This window comes from Microbacterium sp., assembly GCF_035556355.1.
GTDB lineage: Bacteria > Actinomycetota > Actinomycetes > Actinomycetales > Microbacteriaceae > Microbacterium.
Genome location: NZ_DATMFG010000043.1, coordinates 69,083 through 88,509 on the forward strand (window position 1 = coordinate 69,083; position 19,427 = coordinate 88,509).

Here is a 19,427-nt window from a genome sequence, read left to right on the forward strand (position 1 = left end):
CTCACGACTCCTGATCGAACGCGGGCGAGTGGTCGCGCGCGTACTGGATGTAGCTGTTGCTCACGCCCTGCGGCACCATCGGCCACACCATCGCATCGGCGCTCACGACGAAGTCGATGACGACCGGGCGATCGTTGGTCTCGAGGGCCTTCTGGATCGCGGCGTCGACGTCCTCTTCCTTCTCGACCCGCAGGGCGAGGCATCCGTACGCCTCCGCGAGCTTCACGAAGTCGGGGATGCGCGCGGTGCCGTGCCCGGTCTCGAGGTCGGTGTTCGAGTAGCGGCCGTCGTAGAACAGCGCCTGCCACTGACGCACCATGCCGAGGGACGAGTTGTTGATGATCGCGACCTTGATCGGGATGTTGTTGATCGCGCAGGTCGCGAGCTCCTGATTGGTCATCTGGAAGCATCCGTCGCCGTCGATCGCCCACACCACGCGGTCGGGCTCCGCGACCTTCGCGCCCATGGCGGCGGGCACCGCGTAGCCCATCGTGCCCGCGCCGCCCGAGTTGAGCCACGCGTTCGGGCGCTCGTACTTGATGAACTGCGCCGCCCACATCTGGTGCTGCCCGACGCCCGCGGCGTACACGGCCTCGGGGCCGGTGATCTCGCCGATGCGCTGGATCACGTACTGCGGCGACATCAGTCCGTCGCTCGTCGGCGAGTAACCCAGGGGGAACTCGTCGCGCAGGCCGTCGAGGAACGACCACCACGCGGCCATGTCGGGCTTGGCACCGCCCGTGACGCCCTTGAACGCCGCGTCGAGGTCGACGAGCACGTCCTTCAGGTCTCCCACGATCGGCACGTCCGCGGTGCGGATCTTCGAGATCTCGGCGGGGTCGATGTCGACGTGCACGATCTGGGCGTGCGGTGCGAAGAGCGCCGACTTGCCCGTCACGCGGTCGTCGAAGCGGGCCCCGAGCGCGACGATGAGGTCGGCCTCCTGCAGCGCGAGCACCGCGGGCACCGTTCCGTGCATGCCGGGCATGCCCAGGTGCTGCGGATGCGAGTCCGGGAACGCGCCGCGTGCCATGAGCGTCGTCACCACCGGGGCGCCCGTCGACTCGGCGAACGTCACGAGCTCGGCCGCCGCGCGCGCGCGGATGACGCCGCCGCCCACGTACAGCACGGGCTTCTTCGCCTCGGCGAGGAGCCGCGCCGCGGCCTGGATCTGCTTGCCGTGCGCCTTCGTGACGGGCCGGTAGCCGGGCAGCTCGATCTTCGGCGGCCACACGAACGGCACCTCAGCCTGCTGCGCGTCCTTCGTGATGTCGACGAGCACAGGGCCGGGACGGCCGGTGCCGGCGATCTCGAACGCCGCCGCGATCGCGCCGGGGATCTCGTCCGCACGCTTGACGAGGAACGAGTGCTTCGTGATCGGCATCGTGATGCCGACGATGTCGGCCTCCTGGAACGCATCCGTCCCCATGAGGTTCGAGAAGACCTGCCCCGTGATGCACACGATCGGCACGGAGTCCATGTAGGCGTCGGCGATCGCGGTGACGAGGTTGGTCGCGCCCGGCCCGGATGTCGCGATCGCGACCCCGACCTTGCCGGATGCGGCGGCGTAGCCTTCGGCCGCATGACCGGCGCCCTGCTCGTGCCGCACGAGGATGTGGCGGATCTTCGACGCGTCCATCAGCGGGTCGTACACGGGCAGGATGGCGCCGCCCGGCAGACCGAACACGTCGGTCACACCGAGCAGCTCGAGCGAGCGGACGACCGCCTCAGCACCCGTGAGCACGGGCGCGGACGCGGTGCGAGCGGGAGGCCGTGGAACGGCTGGGGCGGAGTCGGAGGGCATAGTGATGGATCCTCGGATCTGTGGTCAGGGTTCGAAGCGCGGCAGCGCCGCTTCTCGACGACCGACGGGGGTCACCCCGTCACGGCGCCTTCGGCGGCGGAGCGCACGAGTCGGGAGTACTTGGCAAGGACGCCACGGGTATAGCGCGGAGGAAGGGGCTCCCAGCCAGAGCGGCGGGAACTCAGCTCGGCTTCATCGACGAGTAGGTCGAGAGAGCGAGCCGCGATATCGACCCGTATCAGATCACCATCGCGCACGAAGGCGATGGGACCAGCGTCCACCGCTTCGGGTGCTATATGGCCGATGCACAGGCCGGTTGTGCCGCCTGAGAATCGTCCGTCCGTCAAGAGTAGTACATCTTTTCCGAGCCCAGCGCCCTTGATGGCGGCGGTGATCGCGAGCATCTCCCGCATGCCGGGACCCCCCTTCGGGCCCTCGTAGCGGATGACCACGACGTCGCCGGCGTTGATCTCGCCGGCCTCCAGCGCGTCCATCGCGGCGCGCTCGCGCTCGAACACGCGCGCCGGCCCTTCGAACACCGCGGCATCGAATCCGGCGGTCTTGACGACCGCGCCCTCGGGTGCGAGGGAGCCGTGCAGGATCGTGAGGCCGCCCGTGGCGTGGATGGGGTCGTCGAAGCGGTGGATGACCTTGCCGTCGACCGGATCGGGATCGAGATCGCGCAGGTTCTCGGCGAGCGTCTTGCCCGTCACGGTGAGCGCGTCGCCGTGCAGGAGACCCTCGTCGAGCATCGCCTTCATGACGACGGGGATGCCGCCGTGGCGGTCGACGTCGTTCATGACGTACTGGCCGAACGGCTTCATGTCGGCGACGTGCGGGACTTTGTCGCCGATGCGGTTGAAGTCGTGCAGGCTCAGGTCGACGTCGGCCTCGCGCGCGATCGCGAGGAGGTGCAGCACGACGTTCGTGGAGCCGCCGAGCGCCATCGCGAGGGCGATCGCGTTCTCGAACGCCTCCTTGGTGAGGATGTCGCGCGTCGTGATGCCCAGCCGCAGGAGGTTGACGACCGCCTCGCCCGAGCGGTGCGCGAACGCGTCGCGACGGCGGTCGGCCGATGGGGGCGCTGCCGAGCCGGGAAGCGAGAGCCCGAGGGCCTCGGCGACGGACGCCATCGTGTTGGCGGTGTACATGCCGCCGCACGCGCCCTCTCCGGGTGCGAACGAGCACTCGATGCGCTTGAGGTCGGCTTCGCTCATGCGGCCCGACAGACACGCGCCGACTCCCTCGAAGGAGTCGATGATCGTGATCTCCTTCTCGGTGCCGTCCGAGAGCTTGACCCAGCCCGGAGCGATCGATCCGGCGTACAGGAACACGCTCGACAGGTCGAGACGCGCCGAGGCCATGAGCATGCCGGGGATCGACTTGTCGCATCCGGCGAGCAGCACGGTGCCGTCGAGCCGCTCGGCCATGACGACCGTCTCGACCGAGTCGGCGATGACCTCGCGCGAGACGAGCGAGAAATGCATGCCCTCGTGACCCATCGAGATGCCGTCGGAAACCGAGATCGTGCCGAACTGGAGCGGGTAGCCGCCGCCGGCGTGCACGCCCTCCTTCGCACCCTGCGCGAGCCGGTCGAGGCTCAGGTTGCACGGCGTGATCTCGTTCCAGCTCGACGCGATGCCGATCTGCGGCTTGTCCCAGTCCTCATCGCCCATGCCGACCCCGCGGAGCATTCCGCGGGAGGTCGTGGCTTCGATGCCGTCTGTCACCACGCGACTGCGCGGCTTGATGTCGATCGCTTCTCCGGACTGTGGCATTGCCCCAGTCTAGATCCGGGCGCGACCTCTCTCTTGCGCGAGGAACGCCAAAGCTGCGGCCATCTTCGGGATGCTGTCCACACGTACGCGCGCCGCCGAGGGCCGGTCTCCGACGAGGATCCCGAGGTCGCCCGGCCCGAGGCTGCCGAGCGCGTCCTCGTCGGTCACGTCGTCGCCCGCGTAGAGGACGGCGTCGGCATGCGTGAGCTCGCGAAGCTTGCGGACCGCGGTGTCCTTCCCCTCGTCGCGGAACGCATACTCGACGATGTTCCGGCCCGTCCGGCGCCGCCACGAGGGCGCCTCGGTGGCCACCAGCTCGTCCACCTCGGCGTCGGCGCGGGCGGCGGTCGCGGCATCCGTCAATCTCGTGTGCACCGCGAACCCGAACGTCTTCGGCTCGATCCACACATTCTCGTACTTGGACACGAGGGACTCGGCGTGCGCGCGCAGCTCGTCGCGAAGCGCGATCTCGCGCTCGTCCTCGTTCGGCTCGACCGGCCCCTTCCCCGGGATCCAGTACTCGGCGCCGTGGGACCCCGCGAGGTAGATCGGCGAGTCGTCGCGGTGCTCGGCGATGTGCCGCAGGTCGACGAGGCTGCGCCCCGACACGAACGCGACGGACACACCCGGTTCGGCGGTCAGCGCCTGAACGGCGGCGGCCGCCTCGGGCAGCATGCGCGCCTCGAGCGGGACGTCTTGGAGCGGTGCGAGCGTGCCGTCGAAGTCGAGGGCGACGAGGAGATGATCGGATGCGGCGATCCGCCGCAGCTCGGCGTGCAGCGTCTCTTCGGCGTCGTCGGGGATGTTCACGCGGTGGCTCTCCTCGGTGGGCGGCGCTTCTCGGCGCGGGCGGCCTCGAGCGCGTCGAGGAACGACCTCGACCAGCGCTCGACATCGTTCTCGATGACCTTGCGGCGCAGCGCGCGCATGCGGCGGCCCTGCTCGGCCGGCGGCATCGCGATCGCGCGCATGATGGTGTCCTTCAGTGCGTCGATGTCGTGCGGGTTCACGCGCAGCGCCGACCCCAGCTCGTCGGAGGCGCCGGTGAACTCGCTCAGCACGAGAACGCCGCGGTTGTCGATGCGCGAGGCGACGTACTCCTTCGCGACGAGGTTCATGCCGTCGCGGAGGGCGGTGACGAGCATGACGTCGGCGGCGAGGAAGAGCGCGACCATCTCCTCGCGCGGATAGGCCTGATGCAGGTACCGGATCGCGGTGTGACCCATCGTGTCGTGGTCGCCGTTGATGCGCCCGACGGTGAGCTCGATCTCGTCGCGCAGCTGCACGTACGAGTCGACGCGCTCGCGGCTCGGGCTCGCGACCTGCACGAGCGTCGTGTCCTCGACGTCGATGAGGCCGTCTTCGAGGAGCTCGCCGAAGGCCTTCAGCCGATGCCGGATGCCCTTCGTGTAGTCGAGCCGATCGACGCCGAGGAGGATCTTCGACGGGTTGCCGAGGCTCTCGCGGATCTCCTTCGCCCGGGCCTGGACGTCTGGGCGCTTCGCCATCTCGATGTACGACTCGGCGTCGATCGAGATCGGGTACGCGCGAGCGAGCGCCGTGCGCGTGCTGCCGTCGGCTTCGGGGACGGTGATGCGCGACGAGCGCGTCTCGTAGTGCAGGAGGCGCCGGATCGCGCGCGCGAAGTTGCCCGCGTCGGCGACGCGCTGGAAGCCGATGACGTCGGCGCCGAGCAGCCCCTCGAGCACCTGGCGCCGCCACGGCAGCTGCGAGTACAGGCCATATGCCGGGAACGGGATGTGATGGAAGTAGCCGATCGTGAGGTCGGGTCGCGACTCGCGGATCATCTGCGGCACGAGCTGCAGCTGATAGTCCTGCACCCACACGGTTCCGCCCTCGGCGGCGACGTCGGCCGCGGCATCCGCGAATCTCCGATTCACGCGCACGTACGCGTCCCACCACACGCGGCGATAGCGCGGCACCGCGATCACGTCGTGGTAGAGCGGCCAGATCGTGTCGTTGGAGAAGCCTTCGTAATAGAGCTCGACGTCGTCTTCGCTGAGGGCCACGGGCACCAGGTTGACGCCGTCGAACTCGAACGGCTCGACCTCCAGATCGGGACGGCCGGGCCACCCGACCCAGGCCCCGTCGGTGCGCCGCATGACCGGTTCGAGCGCGGTCACGAGGCCGCCGGGAGACCGGCGCCAGGAGCCCTCGCCATCGCCTCCGTCAGCCGAGTCGGGCACCCAGTCGACAGGCAGACGATTGGCGACGATGACGAACTCGGCTCCGGACACGCGGGCTCCTCACTCGGGGGGTACGCGGCAATAGCCAGGCTATCGCGATGCCGCAACCCCGATGCCCGCGTTGACATGCGGGCGCTAGCGTGTTCGCATGCGCAAGTATCTGTTCGGCACCGGCCTGCTCACCGCGATCACGGGCGGCATCACGCTGCTGCGCAGCCTCCGCACCGAGCAGTTCACGTGGCGCACCGCACTCGCGTGGCTGAGCTGGGGCATCTCGCTCGCCCTCGCGATCGGCGCGGTCGTCGACGTGCGCCGTGCGCGCCACGGCGAGCTCGCCCCCGCCGACTCCCCCGTCCACGGCAAGGAATCGAAGATCCTCCGCAAGAGCGTCCGAAGGTGACGCCCTCCCGGATGCGGATCAGAGTCTGATCTCGTATTGCAGCGAAGCCGGTCGATCGGGCGACCCGGTCGTAGAGGGCGCGTGCCGTGGTGTTCGTCTCGTGCGTGAGCCAGTAGAGCTTGGAGCATCCGGATGCCTCGGCCCACGCCCGCGCGTGCTCGATGAGCGCACGGCCGGCGCCCGTGCCGCGGGCGTCGGGTGAGACGTAGAGGTCCTCGAGGTAGCAGTAGGCCGTCGTGGTCCACGTCGCCGGATGCGCGAGCCAGTGGACGAGGCCGACCGGCCGACCGTCGGCGTCGCGTGCGAGTGCGCCGTGGAGCTCGCGGCCCGTCACGAGACGCTCGAACGTCGACTCTGTGACGGCATCCGGAAGCGTCGTCTCGTAGAAGTCGAGATACGCGCGCCACAGCGGCAGCCACTCGTCGCGATCGGACGCGGAGAGGTCGTGGATCGTGGTCATCCGACGACGGTACCGCCCGCGCGGCCCTCATTCGGGGTCGCGCGGGCGGTGCCGAGGGTCGTCGGTTCGTCAGCGCGTGATGATGAGCGCGTCGCCCTGCCCGCCGCCGCCGCACAGCGCGACCGCGGCGGTTCCTCCGCCTCTGCGCACGAGCTCGTGCACGGTGTGGACGACGAGGCGGTTGCCGGATGCGCCGATCGGGTGGCCGATCGCGATGCCGCCGCCGTGGATGTTCACGACGTCGTCCGATAGGCCGAGCTGACGCTGCGACGCGGCGACGACCGAGCCGAACGCCTCGTTGATCTCGACGAAGTCGAGGTCGGCGGGCGTGATGCCCTGCTTCGCGCACGCCTTCTCGATCGCGCGGGCAGGCTGCGCCTGCAGCGAGTTGTCGGGCCCGGCGACCTGCCCCGAAGCGCCGATCACCGCGAGGACGGCCCACCCCTTCTCGGCGGCGTGCGCGCGCGTCGTGAGCACCACGGCCGACGCGCCGTCGGAGATCTGTGACGAGTTGCCGGCCGTGATCGTGCCTCCCTCGGCGAAGGCGGGGCGGAGCCGCGCGAGGGTCTCGACGGTGGTGTCGGGGCGGATGCCCTCGTCGCGCGTCACGCGCACGGGGTCGCCCTTGCGCTGCGGGATGTCGATCTCGACGATCTCGTCGGCGAAGACGCCTGAGTCCCACGCGGCCGCCGCACGCTGGTGCGAGCGGGCGGCGACGGCGTCCTGCTCCTCGCGCGTGACCTTGTACTCGGGGTTGCGCCTCTCGGTCGAGGCGCCCATGCTCTCGCGGTCATACGCGTCGGTGAGCCCGTCGTACGCCATGTGGTCGAGCACCTCGACCGAGCCGTACGTCCAGCCGTCGCGCGAGCCCATGAGCAGGTGCGGCGCCCGGGTCATCGACTCCATGCCGGCCGCGACGACGACCGTCGCGTCGCCGGCCGCGAGCATGCGCGCGCCGTCGATGACGGCGGTGAGCCCCGACAGGCACACCTTGTTGACGGAGGACGCGTGCACGTCCCATCCGAGGCCCGCGCCGATGGCGGCCTGGCGCGCGGGGTTCTGCCCCGACCCGGCCGGGAGGACCTGTCCGACCAGGACGGCGTCGACCTGATCGGCCGGGATCCCGCCCTTCTCGAGCGCGCCGCGGATCGCGGCGCTGCCGAGCTGCACCGCGGTGAGCGGTGCGAGTTGGCCCTTGAGCCGACCCTGCGGCGTGCGCGCGGCGGCGACGATGACGATGTCGTCGTTGTTCATGCGTTCTCCTCCACGGGCTCCTTGACGCCCTCCACGACGTGCAGGTGGTCGGACACGATGAGCGGCGGCTCGGTCGCGGCGATGACCTCGTCGACCGTCACACCGGGCGCGACCTCGACGAGGACGAGACCTTCGGGCGTGACGTCGATCACGCCGAGGTCGGTGATGATGCGGTCGACCACGCCCCTGCCGGTGAGCGGCAGCGAGCACTCGTTCACGATCTTCGGAGAGCCGTCCTTCGCGACGTGCTCCATGAGCACGATGACCTTGCCTGCGCCGTGCACGAGATCCATCGCGCCGCCCGGACCCTTGACCATCTTGCCGGGGATCATCCAGTTCGCGAGGTCGCCCTTGACCGAGACCTGCATCGCGCCGAGGATCGCCGCGTCGATCTTGCCGCCGCGGATCATGCCGAAGCTCGTGGCGGAGTCGAAGAAGGCGGCGCCGGGAAGCGTCGTGACCGTCTCCTTGCCGGCGTTGATGAGGTCGGGGTCGACGTTCTCCTCGGTGGGGTACGGGCCGACGCCGAGGATGCCGTTCTCGGACTGCAGCACGACCGTGACGTCATCGGGCACGTAGTTCGGCACGAGCGTCGGCAGCCCGATCCCGAGGTTGACGTACGATCCGTCGGACAGCTCGCGTGCGGCGCGCGCGGCCATCTCGTTGCGGGTCAGGGCCATGGTCATGCTCCTTCCGGAATCTCGCGCGCGGCGGTCTGCGCGACCGAGACCGTGCGCCGTTCGATGCGCTTCTCGATGTCGGTTCCGACCTCCACGATGCGGTGCACGTAGATGCCGGGGAGATGGATGCTGTCGGGGTCGAGCTCGCCGGGCTCGACGAGCTCCTCGACCTGCGCGATGCACACGCGGCCGGCCATCGCCGCGAGCGGGTTGAAATTGCGAGCGGCCTTGTTGAACACGAGGTTGCCGTGGCGGTCGCCGCGCAGCGCGTGGACGAGCGCGAAGTCGGTGACGATCGCCTCCTCGAGCACGAACTCGCGCGGCTCGCCGTTCACATCGAACGTGCGCACGTCCTTCGCGGGCGACGCGACGGCGATGCCGCCGTCGGGTGCGTACCTGCGCGGGAGGCCGCCCTCGGCGACCTGCGTGCCGACGCCTGTCTGGGTGTAGAACGCGGCGATGCCGGATCCGCCCGCCCGCAGCTTCTCGGCGAGCGTGCCCTGGGGCGTCAGCTCGAGCTCGAGCTCGCCCGAGAGGAACTGGCGCTCGAACTCCTTGTTCTCGCCCACGTACGACGAGGTCATCTTGCGGATGCGCTTCGCGTTCAGGAGGATCCCGAGACCCCAGTCGTCGACCCCGCAGTTGTTCGAGACGATGCTGAGGTCGGTCGTCCCCTGGGCGAGCAGCGCCTCGATGAGCGCGATCGGGTTGCCCGAGAGTCCGAAGCCGCCGACCGCGAGGGTCGCCCCGTCGGGGATGTCGGCGACCGCCTCGGCGGCGGACGGGTACGTCTTGTCGATCACCCGGTACTCCTTCGTACGTGTCGATTCACGATGTCCCTCCATCGTGACCGCTGCCGGCGCGCTCGCGCACGCCGGGGCTTGCGATGTGGATCAACCGACGCCTACTGTCCATATCGTGGACACGATGCCGAGGAACGCGATCCCGGGCACGCAGTCCGTCTCGCGTGCGGCGCGCCTCCTGCGGCTCGTCACGGCGGGCGGCGACGAAGGCACCCCGGTCGGCGAGCTCGCGCGAAGCGCGCAGCTCACGCGCCCGACGACGCATCGGCTGCTCTCGGCGCTCCGTGCGGAGGGTCTCGTCGACCTCGACGAGCGCACAGGCCGCTGGATGCCGGGGCCCGAGCTCTACCTCATGGGAACCGTCGCGGCGTCGCGCTACGACATCACGGCGATCGCGCGCGACATCGTGCGCTCGCTCGCCGTGCGCACCGAGGAGAGCGCATTCCTGTCGGTGCGGCGCGGTGACGAGACGGTATGCCTCCTGCGCGAGGAGGGCAGCTTCCCGATCCGCTCGTTCGTGCTGAGCGAGGGCGTGCGCTTCCCGCTGGGCGTCGCATCAGCCGGCCTTGCGATCCTCGCGTTCCTGCCGCCTCACGATGTGGACGCCTATTTCGAGCGGCATCCGGAGCTCCCCGAACGATGGGGAGCCGCCCACAGCGAGGCCCGCCTGCGTGTTCGGCTGCGCGAGACCGTCGAGCGCGGCTGCGCGCTCAACCCCGGGCTCATCGTCGAAGGCAGCTACGGCATGGGCGCCGCGGTGTTCACGAAGGAGGGTCACCCGCAGTGGGCCCTCAGCATCACGGGGGTCGAGTTCCGCTTCGGACCCGATCGGCTTCCCGACCTCACACGCACGCTCCTCGCCCACGCACACCAGCTGACGTCGCGCATCCAGGCCGCCGGACGCTGATCCGGGCTCAGGCGCTCGGGCTCGAGGCCACCGGCCCCTCGCGCACGACGCGGGCGACGGCATCCGCCCCTCGCTCCGAAAGCACGATCGTGTAGTGGTTCACGCCCGGCACCGCCACGTGCCGCAGTCCCGGGTGCTGTTCGAGCAGTGTCGGGATCCGCTCGGCCGCGTACAGTGCGGGCACCTGATCGAGCAGGCCCCGCTCTGCGGTGAGGAACACGGTCGGATGCCGCAGCCGCGCCAGCGCGTCAGCCAGAGACGTGCCCGTGTTCTGGTCGATCGAGTCCTCCGCGACCGTCTCGTACGACGTCGCGGGGCACAGCTCGGGCTCCTCCCCCACGAGGTCGTAGGCGAGGTAGCGCTCGAGCTCGGGCGTCCAGTCGTCGGCGAACGCGGGGTGCGCTCGCCAGAAGTCGAGGTAGTCGCCGACGGTGCCGAACCGCATCGCGAGGCGCTCCGCCGTGGGGCCGAGCACGTGCTGGATGACCTCATCGGGAGACATGCCGTCGGGGACGTCGAGCGGCAGTCCGCCGTCCACGAGCACGAGCCGAGACACACGCTCCGCGTGCCGGTCCGCGAACACGAGACTCACGAACGCGCCCATCGAGTGCCCGACGACGAGTGCCTGCGGTACGTCGAGCGCGTCGAGCACCGCCGCCAGGTCGTCGGCGTGCGCGTCCATGCCGGCGCGACCCTCGACCTGCGCGCTCGCGCCGCGACCGCGCAGGTCGGGAGCGATGACGCGCACGCCGGGAAGCGCCTCGACGACGAACGGCCACGCGAGGTGCGACGACGTGACGCCGTGCACGGCAAGGACGTCGAGGGTCCGCTCCCCCTCCGGTTCCCACACGCCCACGCGCAGGTCGCCCCCGCGCACGGGGACGTCGATCGTGCGATACGCGTGCGTCATCGAGCCGTCCACCCGCCGTCGATCGTGTAGGAGGCACCCGTCACCATGCCGGCCTTGTCGGATGCGAGCCACCCCGCGAGCGACGCGACCTCGTCGGGTTCGACGAGGCGCTTCACCGCCGTCTCGGTGAGCATGATCTTCTCGACGACCTCGCTCTCGGGGATGCCGTGCACGCGCGCCTGGTCGGCGATCTGCTTCTCGACGAGCGGAGTGCGCACATACGCGGGGTTGATGCAGTTGCTCGTCACGCCGTGCGGTGCGCCCTCGAGCGCCGTGACCTTCGAGAGCCCCTCCAGGCCGTGCTTGGCCGAGACGTACGCCGACTTGTACGCGCTCGCGCGCAGTCCGTGTGCGCTCGAAATGTTGATGATGCGCCCCCAGCCCCGCTCGTACATACCTGGCAGCACCGCGCGGATGAGCAGGAACGGCGACTCGAGCATCAGCCGCAGCAGCAGTCGGAAGTTCTCGGGATCGAACTCGGTGATCGGCGCGACGCGCTGGATGCCGGCGTTGTTCACGAGGATGTCCGCCTCGAGCGACAGCGACTCGAGCGCCTTCGTGTCGGACAGGTCGACGACCCACGGCTCACCGCCGACGGCCTCGGCCGCGGCATCCGCCGATTCCGCGTTGACGTCCGCGACGATCACGTGGGCGCCGCGGCGCGCGAACTCGTGCGCGCACGCGAGCCCGATGCCGCTTGCTCCGCCGGTGACGATCGCGCGTCGGCCCTCGAGGTCGTGTTCGGTGGTCATCGGCCGCCTTCCTGGGACGAATCGGATGCCGCGCCGTCACGCGGCGCGAGTGCGTTGTCGATGAAGCGCATGAGCGCGTCGAAGATCTCCTGGTCGAGCTCGGCCGGCGGTCGGCCCTTCTCGTCGCGCTCCCACAGCAGGAACCGCATGCCGACGAGCTCGCCCATGCCCATGAGCGCCCACGCCGTGACCGTGGGGTCGAGCCGGCGGTCGACGTCGCCGACCTGCTGCGCTGCGCGCAGCCCCGCCTCGTAGCCCTCGACGATGCGCGTGTAGTGCAGGTGGAGCGTCTCGGGCGACACGAACTCCGCCTCGCGCACGACTCGGTACAGGGCGGGGTGTGCTGCGGTGAAGCGGAAGAACCCCGCGAAGCCCGCGCGCTCAGCCTCGAGACGGGAGCTCGCCCCGGCCATCGCCTCGGACATCGAGCGACGCACGCGGCGGTTGAGGTCGAGGACGAGGGCCTCGAAGATCGTCTGCTTGCTGTCGAAGTACAGGTAGAACGTGCCCAGGCCGATGCCCGCGCGCTCGGTGATCTTGACGATCGACGCCTCGTGGTAGCCCTGCTCGGCGAAGACCGCCTCGGCGGCTTCGAGCAGCCGGGTCCGCGTCGCCTCGCCGCGCTTGGTGAGCGGGCGGCCGGTCGCCGACGACACCGGCGCTTCTTCTTCGGCCATGTCGACACTGTCGTGCAGGCTCATGCTCGATCCCTCCGTTGCACACCGGCCGCACCGGCCATCACACGCTGAGCTCGTTCGCGCAGGCGCACCCGCGCGAGCTTCTCGATCGTGGAGCGCGGCAGCGCATCGACGAACTCGATCCGCACCGGCACCTTGAACGCGGCGAGGTGGCGCCGCGCGTGTGCGAGCACCTCGTCGGACGAGAGCGACGCATCCGCGGCGGGTACGACGAACGCGACGCCGCGCTCCCCCCACACCGGGTCGGGCACGCCCACGACGGCGGCCGAGTCGATGAGCGGATGCCGCGTGAGCGCGGCCTCGACCTCGGCGGGCGCCACGTTCTCGCCGCCCGAGATGAAGATGTCCTTGAGTCGGTCGACGATGCGGAAGACGCCCTCCCCGTCGCGCTGCACGACGTCACCCGTGCGGAGCCATCCGTCGTGCAGCGCACGCTGCGTCGCATCCGGGTCGCCCAGGTATCCCGCGAAGACGCTCGGGCCTGCGACCCACAGCTCGCCCGTCGCATCGCCCTCGAGGGGCAGCAGAGTCTCGGTGTCGACGACGCACGTCTGCACGTACGGGTACGGACGCCCGACGGTGCCGGGGCTCGCGGAGCCGTCGGACGGCGCGTGCAGCACGTTCGGACCCGCTTCGGTGAGCCCATAGCCCTGCGTCAGCGGCGCGCCGCGGTCGGACCACGTGCGCTGCAGCTCGTCGGGCATCGTCGCGCCGCCGACGAGCGCGAGGCGCAGCGACGAGAGGTCGCTCGTCTCCCAGTCACGGTCGGCTGCGAGCAGCGCGTACTGGGTGGGCACGCCCATCATCGCCGTCACGCGGCGCTCGCCGATGAGCTGCAGCACGCGGCTCGGCTGGAACGAGCGCTCGAGCACGACGGTCGCGCCCGTCCACCACGCGAGCAGCGGCTGGCAGTTCCACGCCGCGACGTGGAACTGCGGGAGCATCGCGAGCACGACGTCGTCCTGCGTGAGAGGCAGCGCGCGGGCGAGCGCGAGGTTGTTCCAGAAGCAGTTGGCATGCGTGAGCACGACGCCCTTGGGCGCCGCTTCGCTCCCCGAGGTGAAGATGACCAGCAGCGGATCGTCGTCGCGCACCGGGCGCGAGGCACGCGTCTCGTGCGGAGCGGGCACCGCGACCTCGACCCCCGTCGTGCCGAGGGGTGCGACGGGTGGCACGGGCCCCGTGCCGGACCAGCCGCGCAGGGCCTCGTCTGCGAGGGCGCTGTACTCGTCCTCGACGAGCACGAGCGCGGGCGCGCAGCGCGACACGACGTCCGACAGCTCCCTCGGCGTGAGACGCCACGACAGCGGCACGAACGCGAGACCGGCGAGCGCGCACGCGAAGAACACGACGACGTGATCGGTCGAGTTGCCCGACACCGTCGCGATGCGGTGACCCGGCCCGTAGCCCGCGTCGCGCAGCGCCTCGGCGAGCGCCTCCGCACGGCGCGCGAGCTCCGCGTACGCGATCGTCACGCCGCGGTCGTCGATCGCCACGCGCGCAGGCGACTGCGCGGCACGATCGGTCAGCCAGCGACCGATCGTGTGCGGCTCGTCGTGCGGTTCGATCACGCCTTCACCTCCACGGGCGACGACGTCTCGTCCTCGGCATCGTCCATCGTGCGCAGGGCTCCCCTCACGCGCTCGCCCCGGCGGCGGCGCACCCATGCGTCGATCGTGCCCGCGATTCCGCCCGGAAGGAACATCACGACGATGATGAACAGCACGCCGAGGAGGAAGAGCGGCTCCGACAGGGGCACGCGGAGGAGCTCGGGAAGGCCCGCGATCGCCTCGGATCCGGCGAGCACCGTGAGGCGCTGGTCGAGCAGTGTGTAGAGGACGCCGCCGAGGATCGCACCCCAGCGGAATCCGACGCCGCCCAGCACGACCATCACGAGGATCGTGATGGTCAGGTCGGCCGACACCGCACGCGGCACCGTGCCGGACTGCAGCAGCATGTAGGCGACGGCGGCGAGGCTCGCGAGCACCGCCGCGATCGCGAACACCGCGAGGCGCACGCGATACGGCTGCAGCCCGAGAACGCGCACGCGCTGCTCGTTCTCGCGCGTGGCGCGGGCGAGGTGCCCGAGTCGAGACGTGTCGACCCACAGCGTGACGAGGTACACGATGACGAGCACGACGAGGCACAGCCAGTAGAGGTTGCGCGTGTTGACGACGCCGACGAGGAAGTCGGGCACCTGCTCGGTCGCGAGGCTCAGGCCCTCCTCACCGCCGGTCACCGCGGAGTTGCGGCGCACGAGCACGGAGCCCGCCTGCGCGAACGCGAGTGTGACCATGGCGAACGGGATGCCCGACACGCGCATCGCGACCGCCCCCGTGGCCATGCCGACGATCATGCCGCCCACGAGGGCGAGGAACACGCCGGGCCACAGCGGCACGCCGAAGTGCTCGAGCGCGATCCCGAGGCCGTAGGCGCCCGCGCCGAAGTACAGCGCGTGGCCGAACGACAGCATGCCCGCGGACCCCAGCAGGAGGTTGTACGACAGCGCGAGCGCGGCGAACACCATGCACAGCGACAGCAGCGCGAGAGTGCCCGGCATGTACGTCGGGGTGGGCAGCACGCCCGGGATCGAGATGTTCAGGAGGGGAAGGACCGCCATGAAGACGACCAGCACGATGCCCGCGATCGCGGGGACGAACCTGGAGGCCGATCGCTGATCCGAACCCGGTCGGTGAGCCTGTCGAACCGTCATGCCTTCCTCCCCAACAGACCCCGCGGGCGCACGAGCAGCACGACCGCGAGGAGGATCACGACGATGAAGTCACCGGTGCCGCCGAGGTAGAAGTTGGCGAACTGCTGCAGCACGGCGACGAGAACGGATGCCACGGCCGCACCCGTGAGCGACCCGAGACCGCCCACCACGGTGACGATGAACGCGAAGATGAGCAGTGTCTGACCGAGGTGGGCCGACACGAACGTCGAGTAGTGCATCGCGAGCACACCGCCGATGCCGGCCGCCGCACCGCCGATCGCGAACACGAGCGTGAACGACGTGCGCACATCGATGCCGAGCGCGGTGACCATCGACCGGTTCTCGACGCCGGCGCGGATGATCATGCCGTATCGCGTCTTGCGCAGGAACAGCACGAGCGCCACGAGCACGAGCGCCGCCGCGATCATGAGCACCCAGTACGTGTTGGGGATGCGCGCGCCGAGAACCTCGGTGGTCTGTCGCAGCCACGGCGGTCCCGAGATGTTGATGGGGTCGGTGCCCCAGATGCCCTCGAACAGGGCGACGGCGGCGAACGAGAGCCCGACCGTCACGAGCACCTGCTCGATGTGCCGTTCGTAGAGAGGACGGATGAGCACGAGCTCGGTCACGGTCGCGAACAGCGCTCCGACGGCAGCGCCCACGAGCACCGACACGAGGAACGCGCCCCACGACTGCGTGCCGAGTGCACCGGCCACGAGGTAACCGGCGAACGCGCTCAACGTCAGGAAGGCGCCGTGCGCGAAGTTGAGCACGTGCATGAGGCCGTAGATGAGGCTCAGACCGGATGCGACGAGGAAGTACAGGGCGCCGAGGCCGACGCCCGTGATGAGGGTCAGGACGACGGTGCTCATGCGACCGCCTCCACGTGCACGCCGAGCAGCCGGCGGGTCATCTCGTCGTCGGCGAGGAGCTCGGCGGCGTCGCCGATGTGCACGACGCGGCCGGCGCTGATGACGATCGCGTCCTTCGCGAGGCGGCGCACGACGTCGAGGTTCTGCTCGACGAGGAGGATCGGGACGGTGCGCGACGCCTCGGCGAGCGCGTCGGCGACCTCCCCGACGATCTTCGGCGCGAGGCCCTTCGTGGGCTCGTCGACGAGCAGGAGGCGATTGTCGTTGATCAGCGCGCGGGCGACCGAGACCATCTGCTGCTGTCCACCGGAGAGGGTTCCGGCGGGCTGGTCGCGACGCGCCACGAGGTCGGGGAACAGCTCCGCGACGAACTCGCGCCGCGGGTTGCGCTGGCGCTCGGCGAGCGCGAGGTTCTCGGCCACGGTGAGCGACGCGAACACCTCGCGGTCCTCCGGCACGTAGCCGACGCCGCGCTGGACCACCTTGTGCGGCGGCAGGCCGTCGATGCGTTCGCCCGCGAGGCGCACCTCGCCGCGGCGAGGGATGAGCCCGAGGATGCCGCGCAGCGTCGACGTCTTGCCGACTCCGTTTCGCCCGAGGACCGCGGTGATGCCGGTGGCCGGCACCTCGAACGTCACGTCCTCGACGACCTGCTGCCCGGCGATCGAGCAGCGGAGGTGCTCGATCGTGAGGATCGGTTCGGCGCTCATGCGGCGCTCCCCAGGTACGCCGACTGCACGAGCGGGTCGGCCATGATGCGCTGCGGGGTGTCGTACGCGATGATGCTCCCCGAGTACATGACGGCGACCTTCTCGACGAGCCCCATGAGCACGTCGATGTGGTGCTCGACCATGAGGACGGTGCATCCGGTCTCGCGATGCAGCGCCCGGATGTTCTCGACCAGTCCGTCGACGTCGCCCGAGCCGACTCCCGCCATCGGCTCGTCCAGCAGCACGATGCTCGCGTCGGTCGCCAGCAGCACGGCGATCTCGAGCTTGCGCTTGTCGCCGTGCGAGATGTCACCGGCCGGGGTGTCGAGCTTGTGCGAGAGTCCGACGGCTTCGAGCTTGTCGAGGGCGGTGAGGGTTGCGGCATCCGTCTTCGTCGGGAAGCGGAACAGCGAGGTCGCGCCGCCCAGCGCGACCTGTGCGGCCAGCCGCACGTTCTCGAGCACGCTCAGCCGCGGGAACAGGCTCGAGGTCTGAAAGGTGCGCCCCAGTCCCGCCCGCGCCCTCGCGGGCACGGATGTGTGGGTGATGTCTTCGCCGTCCATCCGGATGCGGCCGGCCGTCGGGGCGACGAGCCCCGACACCACGTTGAAGAGCGTGGTCTTGCCGGCGCCGTTCGGCCCGATGACGCCCACGAGCGAGCCCGCGGGAACGTCGAGGTCGACGTCTTTCAGAATGGTCGCTCCGCCGATCTGCAGGCCGATGCCCTCGATCGAGAGTGCGGAGCCGCGGCGCGCGCCCGTTTCGGGTTCGGGCGCAGGCGCGGACGGGACGGGGGTGCTCATCTTGGCGTGACTCCGGAGGTTACTTCGCCTCGGCCGGAGCGACGGCGTCGGCGTCGGCCGTGTCGACGAGCTCGGGCACGAACGTGTCGCCGTCGGCGACGAGCTTCGCCTGGTACATCTCCTGGATGAGGGCGTGGTCACCCGCGCGGACCGTCGTGGTGCCCTTCGGGCCCTCGAACTCGAAGCCCTCGAGCGCCGCGATCATCGCGTCCACGTCGCCCTTGCCCTCCTTGATCGCCTGGACGATCATGAGCGCCGCGTTGAAACCGTCGGGGCTGAACAGGTCGGGCGTGCCGCCGGCGCCTTCGATGAGCTCGACCATGGCTTCGTTGACGTCGTTGTCGGGCGCTCCCGCGAAGTAGTGGTTCAGGAAGTTGATCTTCTCGGATGCCTCGCCGTACGCGCCGAACGTGGCGGCGTCGCCGAGGCCCGTGACGACCGGGATCTCGTCGAGCACGCCCTGCTGGCTCATGGCCTGCCACATCGCCCCCGAGGTGGCGCCGGCCCATGCGACGAACACGAGGTCGGGAGCACCCGCGAGCACCTGCTGCGCGAACGGCGTGAACTCGGTGACGTCCTCCGCGACCAGCACGGGCGTCACGGTCGCGCCCTGCGCGCCGAGGATCGCCTCGACGGCGGCCACGTTGCCCTGGCCGAACGCGTTGTCCTGCGCGAACACCGCGATGGTCTTGCCCTCGATGTCGTCGAGGAACGTACCGGCGGTCGCGACGTCCTGCGCGCTCTGCCGGCCCGAGCGGAACGTGTACTCGTTGATGCCCGTGATCGCGTCGGTCGCGGCCGGGCCCGCGATGTAGAGCACCTTGTTCTGCGCGGCCTGCTCGGCGAGGGCGAGCGCGACGCCCGAGGAGGCGGTGCCGGCGATGATGTTGACGCCCGCGCCGATGAGCTCCTTGGCGGCGGTGACGGCCTTGTCGGGGTCGCCCGCGTCGTCGCGGTACTCGACCTCGATCGCGATGCCGTCGACCTCGTTCGTTCCGTCGGTCGCGTACTCGAGGCCGGCCTTGAAGCCGTCCAGGTACTGCGCACCGTAGCCCGCGAGCGGACCGGTCTCGCTCGTGACGATGCCGACCGTGACCTCGGTGGGGCCCTCGCCGCCGTCGGCGGAGTCGCCGCCCGGGGACGCCTGCGGCGCACACGCCGCCAGCACGAGAGCGGATGCCACGACCGCGGCACCCAGGATGGACTTCTTCGTAACGCGCATGTGCGTGCCTTGCCTTTCGCCGTTGGAAGGGGACTCTCTTCACCAGGACCGGACACCGGTGCGGGCATCCGGTCTTTATGAAAGGTGATTCAGGTGTTTGGAATGTAGCACACGCGTCACCGCGGTCAAATCGGGTCTGCGCACACGGGGCAGATTCATACCGACGTTATATATCTGTGTTATGTTTTTTCGGTGACCCGACAGAACGATCTCGAACGCCTGCTGATCTCCGTTCATGCGCTCGCCCGCATCGCGGCGTCGCACACCGGCAGCACCGCACCGCAGGCCCAATGGCGAACCCTCTCCCTCCTCGAGAACCGAGGAGCGATGCGTCTGGGTGAGCTCGCGACGGCGAGCCGTGTGACTCAGCCCGGCATGACCCGGCTCGTGGGCCAGATGGCCGACGCGGGGCTCGTCGAGCGCAGCGGCGATCCCGACGACTCGCGAGCCGTCG

At 70.1% G+C, this 19,427-nt stretch carries 19 protein-coding genes and 1 pseudogene; 3 read left to right on the forward strand and 17 right to left on the reverse strand.

What is annotated here, in order from left to right; genetic code table 11:
• Position 1 precedes the first annotated feature (1 nt).
• The 4 genes from VNR19_RS12245 to VNR19_RS12260 form a co-directional block, all read right to left on the reverse strand.
• Positions 2-1,804 (reverse strand): acetolactate synthase large subunit, encoded by a 1,803-nt coding sequence (locus VNR19_RS12245; RefSeq protein WP_325727136.1) that lies wholly within the window; start codon positions 1,802-1,804, stop codon positions 2-4.
• A gap of 71 nt (positions 1,805-1,875) precedes the next feature.
• Positions 1,876-3,582: a dihydroxy-acid dehydratase gene (gene ilvD / locus VNR19_RS12250; protein ID WP_325727138.1), complete on the reverse strand. Its 1,707-nt coding sequence runs from the start codon at positions 3,580-3,582 to the stop codon at positions 1,876-1,878.
• 9 nt (positions 3,583-3,591) lie between these two features.
• The gene (otsB, locus tag VNR19_RS12255; RefSeq protein WP_325727140.1) at positions 3,592-4,392 is read right to left on the reverse strand and encodes a trehalose-phosphatase; all 801 of its coding nucleotides are present in this window, start codon (positions 4,390-4,392) and stop codon (positions 3,592-3,594) included.
• Positions 4,389-5,840, reverse strand: a complete 1,452-nt coding sequence (locus VNR19_RS12260; protein WP_325727142.1) for an alpha,alpha-trehalose-phosphate synthase (UDP-forming) — start codon at positions 5,838-5,840, stop codon at positions 4,389-4,391. Before VNR19_RS12260 ends, otsB begins: the two co-directional genes overlap by 4 nt.
• A gap of 97 nt (positions 5,841-5,937) precedes the next feature.
• On the opposite strand from VNR19_RS12260, the gene VNR19_RS12265 reads away from it, so the two are divergent.
• Positions 5,938-6,189 carry a hypothetical protein gene (locus VNR19_RS12265; protein WP_325727144.1) on the forward strand — a complete coding sequence of 84 codons (252 nt, stop codon included), beginning with the start codon at positions 5,938-5,940 and terminating at the stop codon, positions 6,187-6,189.
• 46 nt (positions 6,190-6,235) lie between these two features.
• Here the strand turns inward: VNR19_RS12265 and VNR19_RS12270 are convergent.
• From VNR19_RS12270 to VNR19_RS12285, 4 genes and pseudogenes are all read right to left on the reverse strand, one after another.
• A pseudogene (locus VNR19_RS12270) lies at positions 6,236-6,649 on the reverse strand (GNAT family N-acetyltransferase); the annotation flags it as partial.
• Positions 6,650-6,718: 69 nt separating this feature from the next.
• Positions 6,719-7,903, reverse strand: coding sequence for an acetyl-CoA C-acetyltransferase (locus VNR19_RS12275; RefSeq protein ID WP_325727146.1), 1,185 nt, complete (start codon positions 7,901-7,903; stop codon positions 6,719-6,721).
• Positions 7,900-8,583, reverse strand: a complete 684-nt coding sequence (locus VNR19_RS12280) for a CoA transferase subunit B (RefSeq protein ID WP_325727148.1) — start codon at positions 8,581-8,583, stop codon at positions 7,900-7,902. Before VNR19_RS12280 ends, VNR19_RS12275 begins: the two co-directional genes overlap by 4 nt.
• 2 nt (positions 8,584-8,585) lie before the next feature.
• Positions 8,586-9,386, reverse strand: a complete 801-nt coding sequence (locus VNR19_RS12285) for a CoA transferase subunit A (RefSeq protein ID WP_325727150.1) — start codon at positions 9,384-9,386, stop codon at positions 8,586-8,588.
• 124 nt (positions 9,387-9,510) lie between these two features.
• On the opposite strand from VNR19_RS12285, the gene VNR19_RS12290 reads away from it, so the two are divergent.
• Positions 9,511-10,293 carry an IclR family transcriptional regulator gene (locus VNR19_RS12290; protein WP_325727152.1) on the forward strand — a complete coding sequence of 261 codons (783 nt, stop codon included), beginning with the start codon at positions 9,511-9,513 and terminating at the stop codon, positions 10,291-10,293.
• A 7-nt stretch (positions 10,294-10,300) separates the two neighbouring features.
• On the opposite strand, the gene VNR19_RS12295 is transcribed toward VNR19_RS12290, so the two are convergent.
• The 9 genes from VNR19_RS12295 to VNR19_RS12335 form a co-directional block, all read right to left on the reverse strand.
• Positions 10,301-11,203, reverse strand: coding sequence for an alpha/beta fold hydrolase (locus VNR19_RS12295; RefSeq protein ID WP_325727154.1), 903 nt, complete (start codon positions 11,201-11,203; stop codon positions 10,301-10,303).
• Positions 11,200-11,955: a 3-hydroxybutyrate dehydrogenase gene (locus tag VNR19_RS12300; protein ID WP_325727156.1), complete on the reverse strand. Its 756-nt coding sequence runs from the start codon at positions 11,953-11,955 to the stop codon at positions 11,200-11,202. The genes VNR19_RS12295 and VNR19_RS12300 overlap by 4 nt, the downstream gene beginning before the upstream one ends.
• Entirely contained in the window at positions 11,952-12,656 is a 705-nt protein-coding gene (locus VNR19_RS12305) for a TetR/AcrR family transcriptional regulator (protein WP_325727158.1), read from the reverse strand. Before VNR19_RS12305 ends, VNR19_RS12300 begins: the two co-directional genes overlap by 4 nt.
• Positions 12,653-14,224, reverse strand: a complete 1,572-nt coding sequence (locus VNR19_RS12310) for a class I adenylate-forming enzyme family protein (protein ID WP_325727160.1) — start codon at positions 14,222-14,224, stop codon at positions 12,653-12,655. The genes VNR19_RS12305 and VNR19_RS12310 overlap by 4 nt, the downstream gene beginning before the upstream one ends.
• Entirely contained in the window at positions 14,221-15,273 is a 1,053-nt protein-coding gene (locus tag VNR19_RS12315; protein ID WP_325727177.1) for a branched-chain amino acid ABC transporter permease, read from the reverse strand. The genes VNR19_RS12310 and VNR19_RS12315 overlap by 4 nt, the downstream gene beginning before the upstream one ends.
• An 89-nt stretch (positions 15,274-15,362) precedes the next feature.
• Positions 15,363-16,238 carry a branched-chain amino acid ABC transporter permease gene (locus tag VNR19_RS12320; protein WP_325727161.1) on the reverse strand — a complete coding sequence of 292 codons (876 nt, stop codon included), beginning with the start codon at positions 16,236-16,238 and terminating at the stop codon, positions 15,363-15,365.
• The gene (locus VNR19_RS12325; protein WP_325727163.1) at positions 16,235-16,948 is read right to left on the reverse strand and encodes an ABC transporter ATP-binding protein; all 714 of its coding nucleotides are present in this window, start codon (positions 16,946-16,948) and stop codon (positions 16,235-16,237) included. Before VNR19_RS12325 ends, VNR19_RS12320 begins: the two co-directional genes overlap by 4 nt.
• Positions 16,945-17,751, reverse strand: coding sequence for an ABC transporter ATP-binding protein (locus tag VNR19_RS12330; RefSeq protein WP_325727166.1), 807 nt, complete (start codon positions 17,749-17,751; stop codon positions 16,945-16,947). The genes VNR19_RS12325 and VNR19_RS12330 overlap by 4 nt, the downstream gene beginning before the upstream one ends.
• A gap of 19 nt (positions 17,752-17,770) precedes the next feature.
• Positions 17,771-18,973: a substrate-binding domain-containing protein gene (locus tag VNR19_RS12335; protein WP_325727169.1), complete on the reverse strand. Its 1,203-nt coding sequence runs from the start codon at positions 18,971-18,973 to the stop codon at positions 17,771-17,773.
• A gap of 192 nt (positions 18,974-19,165) precedes the next feature.
• Between VNR19_RS12335 and VNR19_RS12340 the strand changes: the two genes are divergently transcribed.
• A partial coding sequence (locus tag VNR19_RS12340) for a MarR family transcriptional regulator (protein WP_325727171.1) occupies positions 19,166-19,427 on the forward strand: 262 nt, incomplete at its 3' end.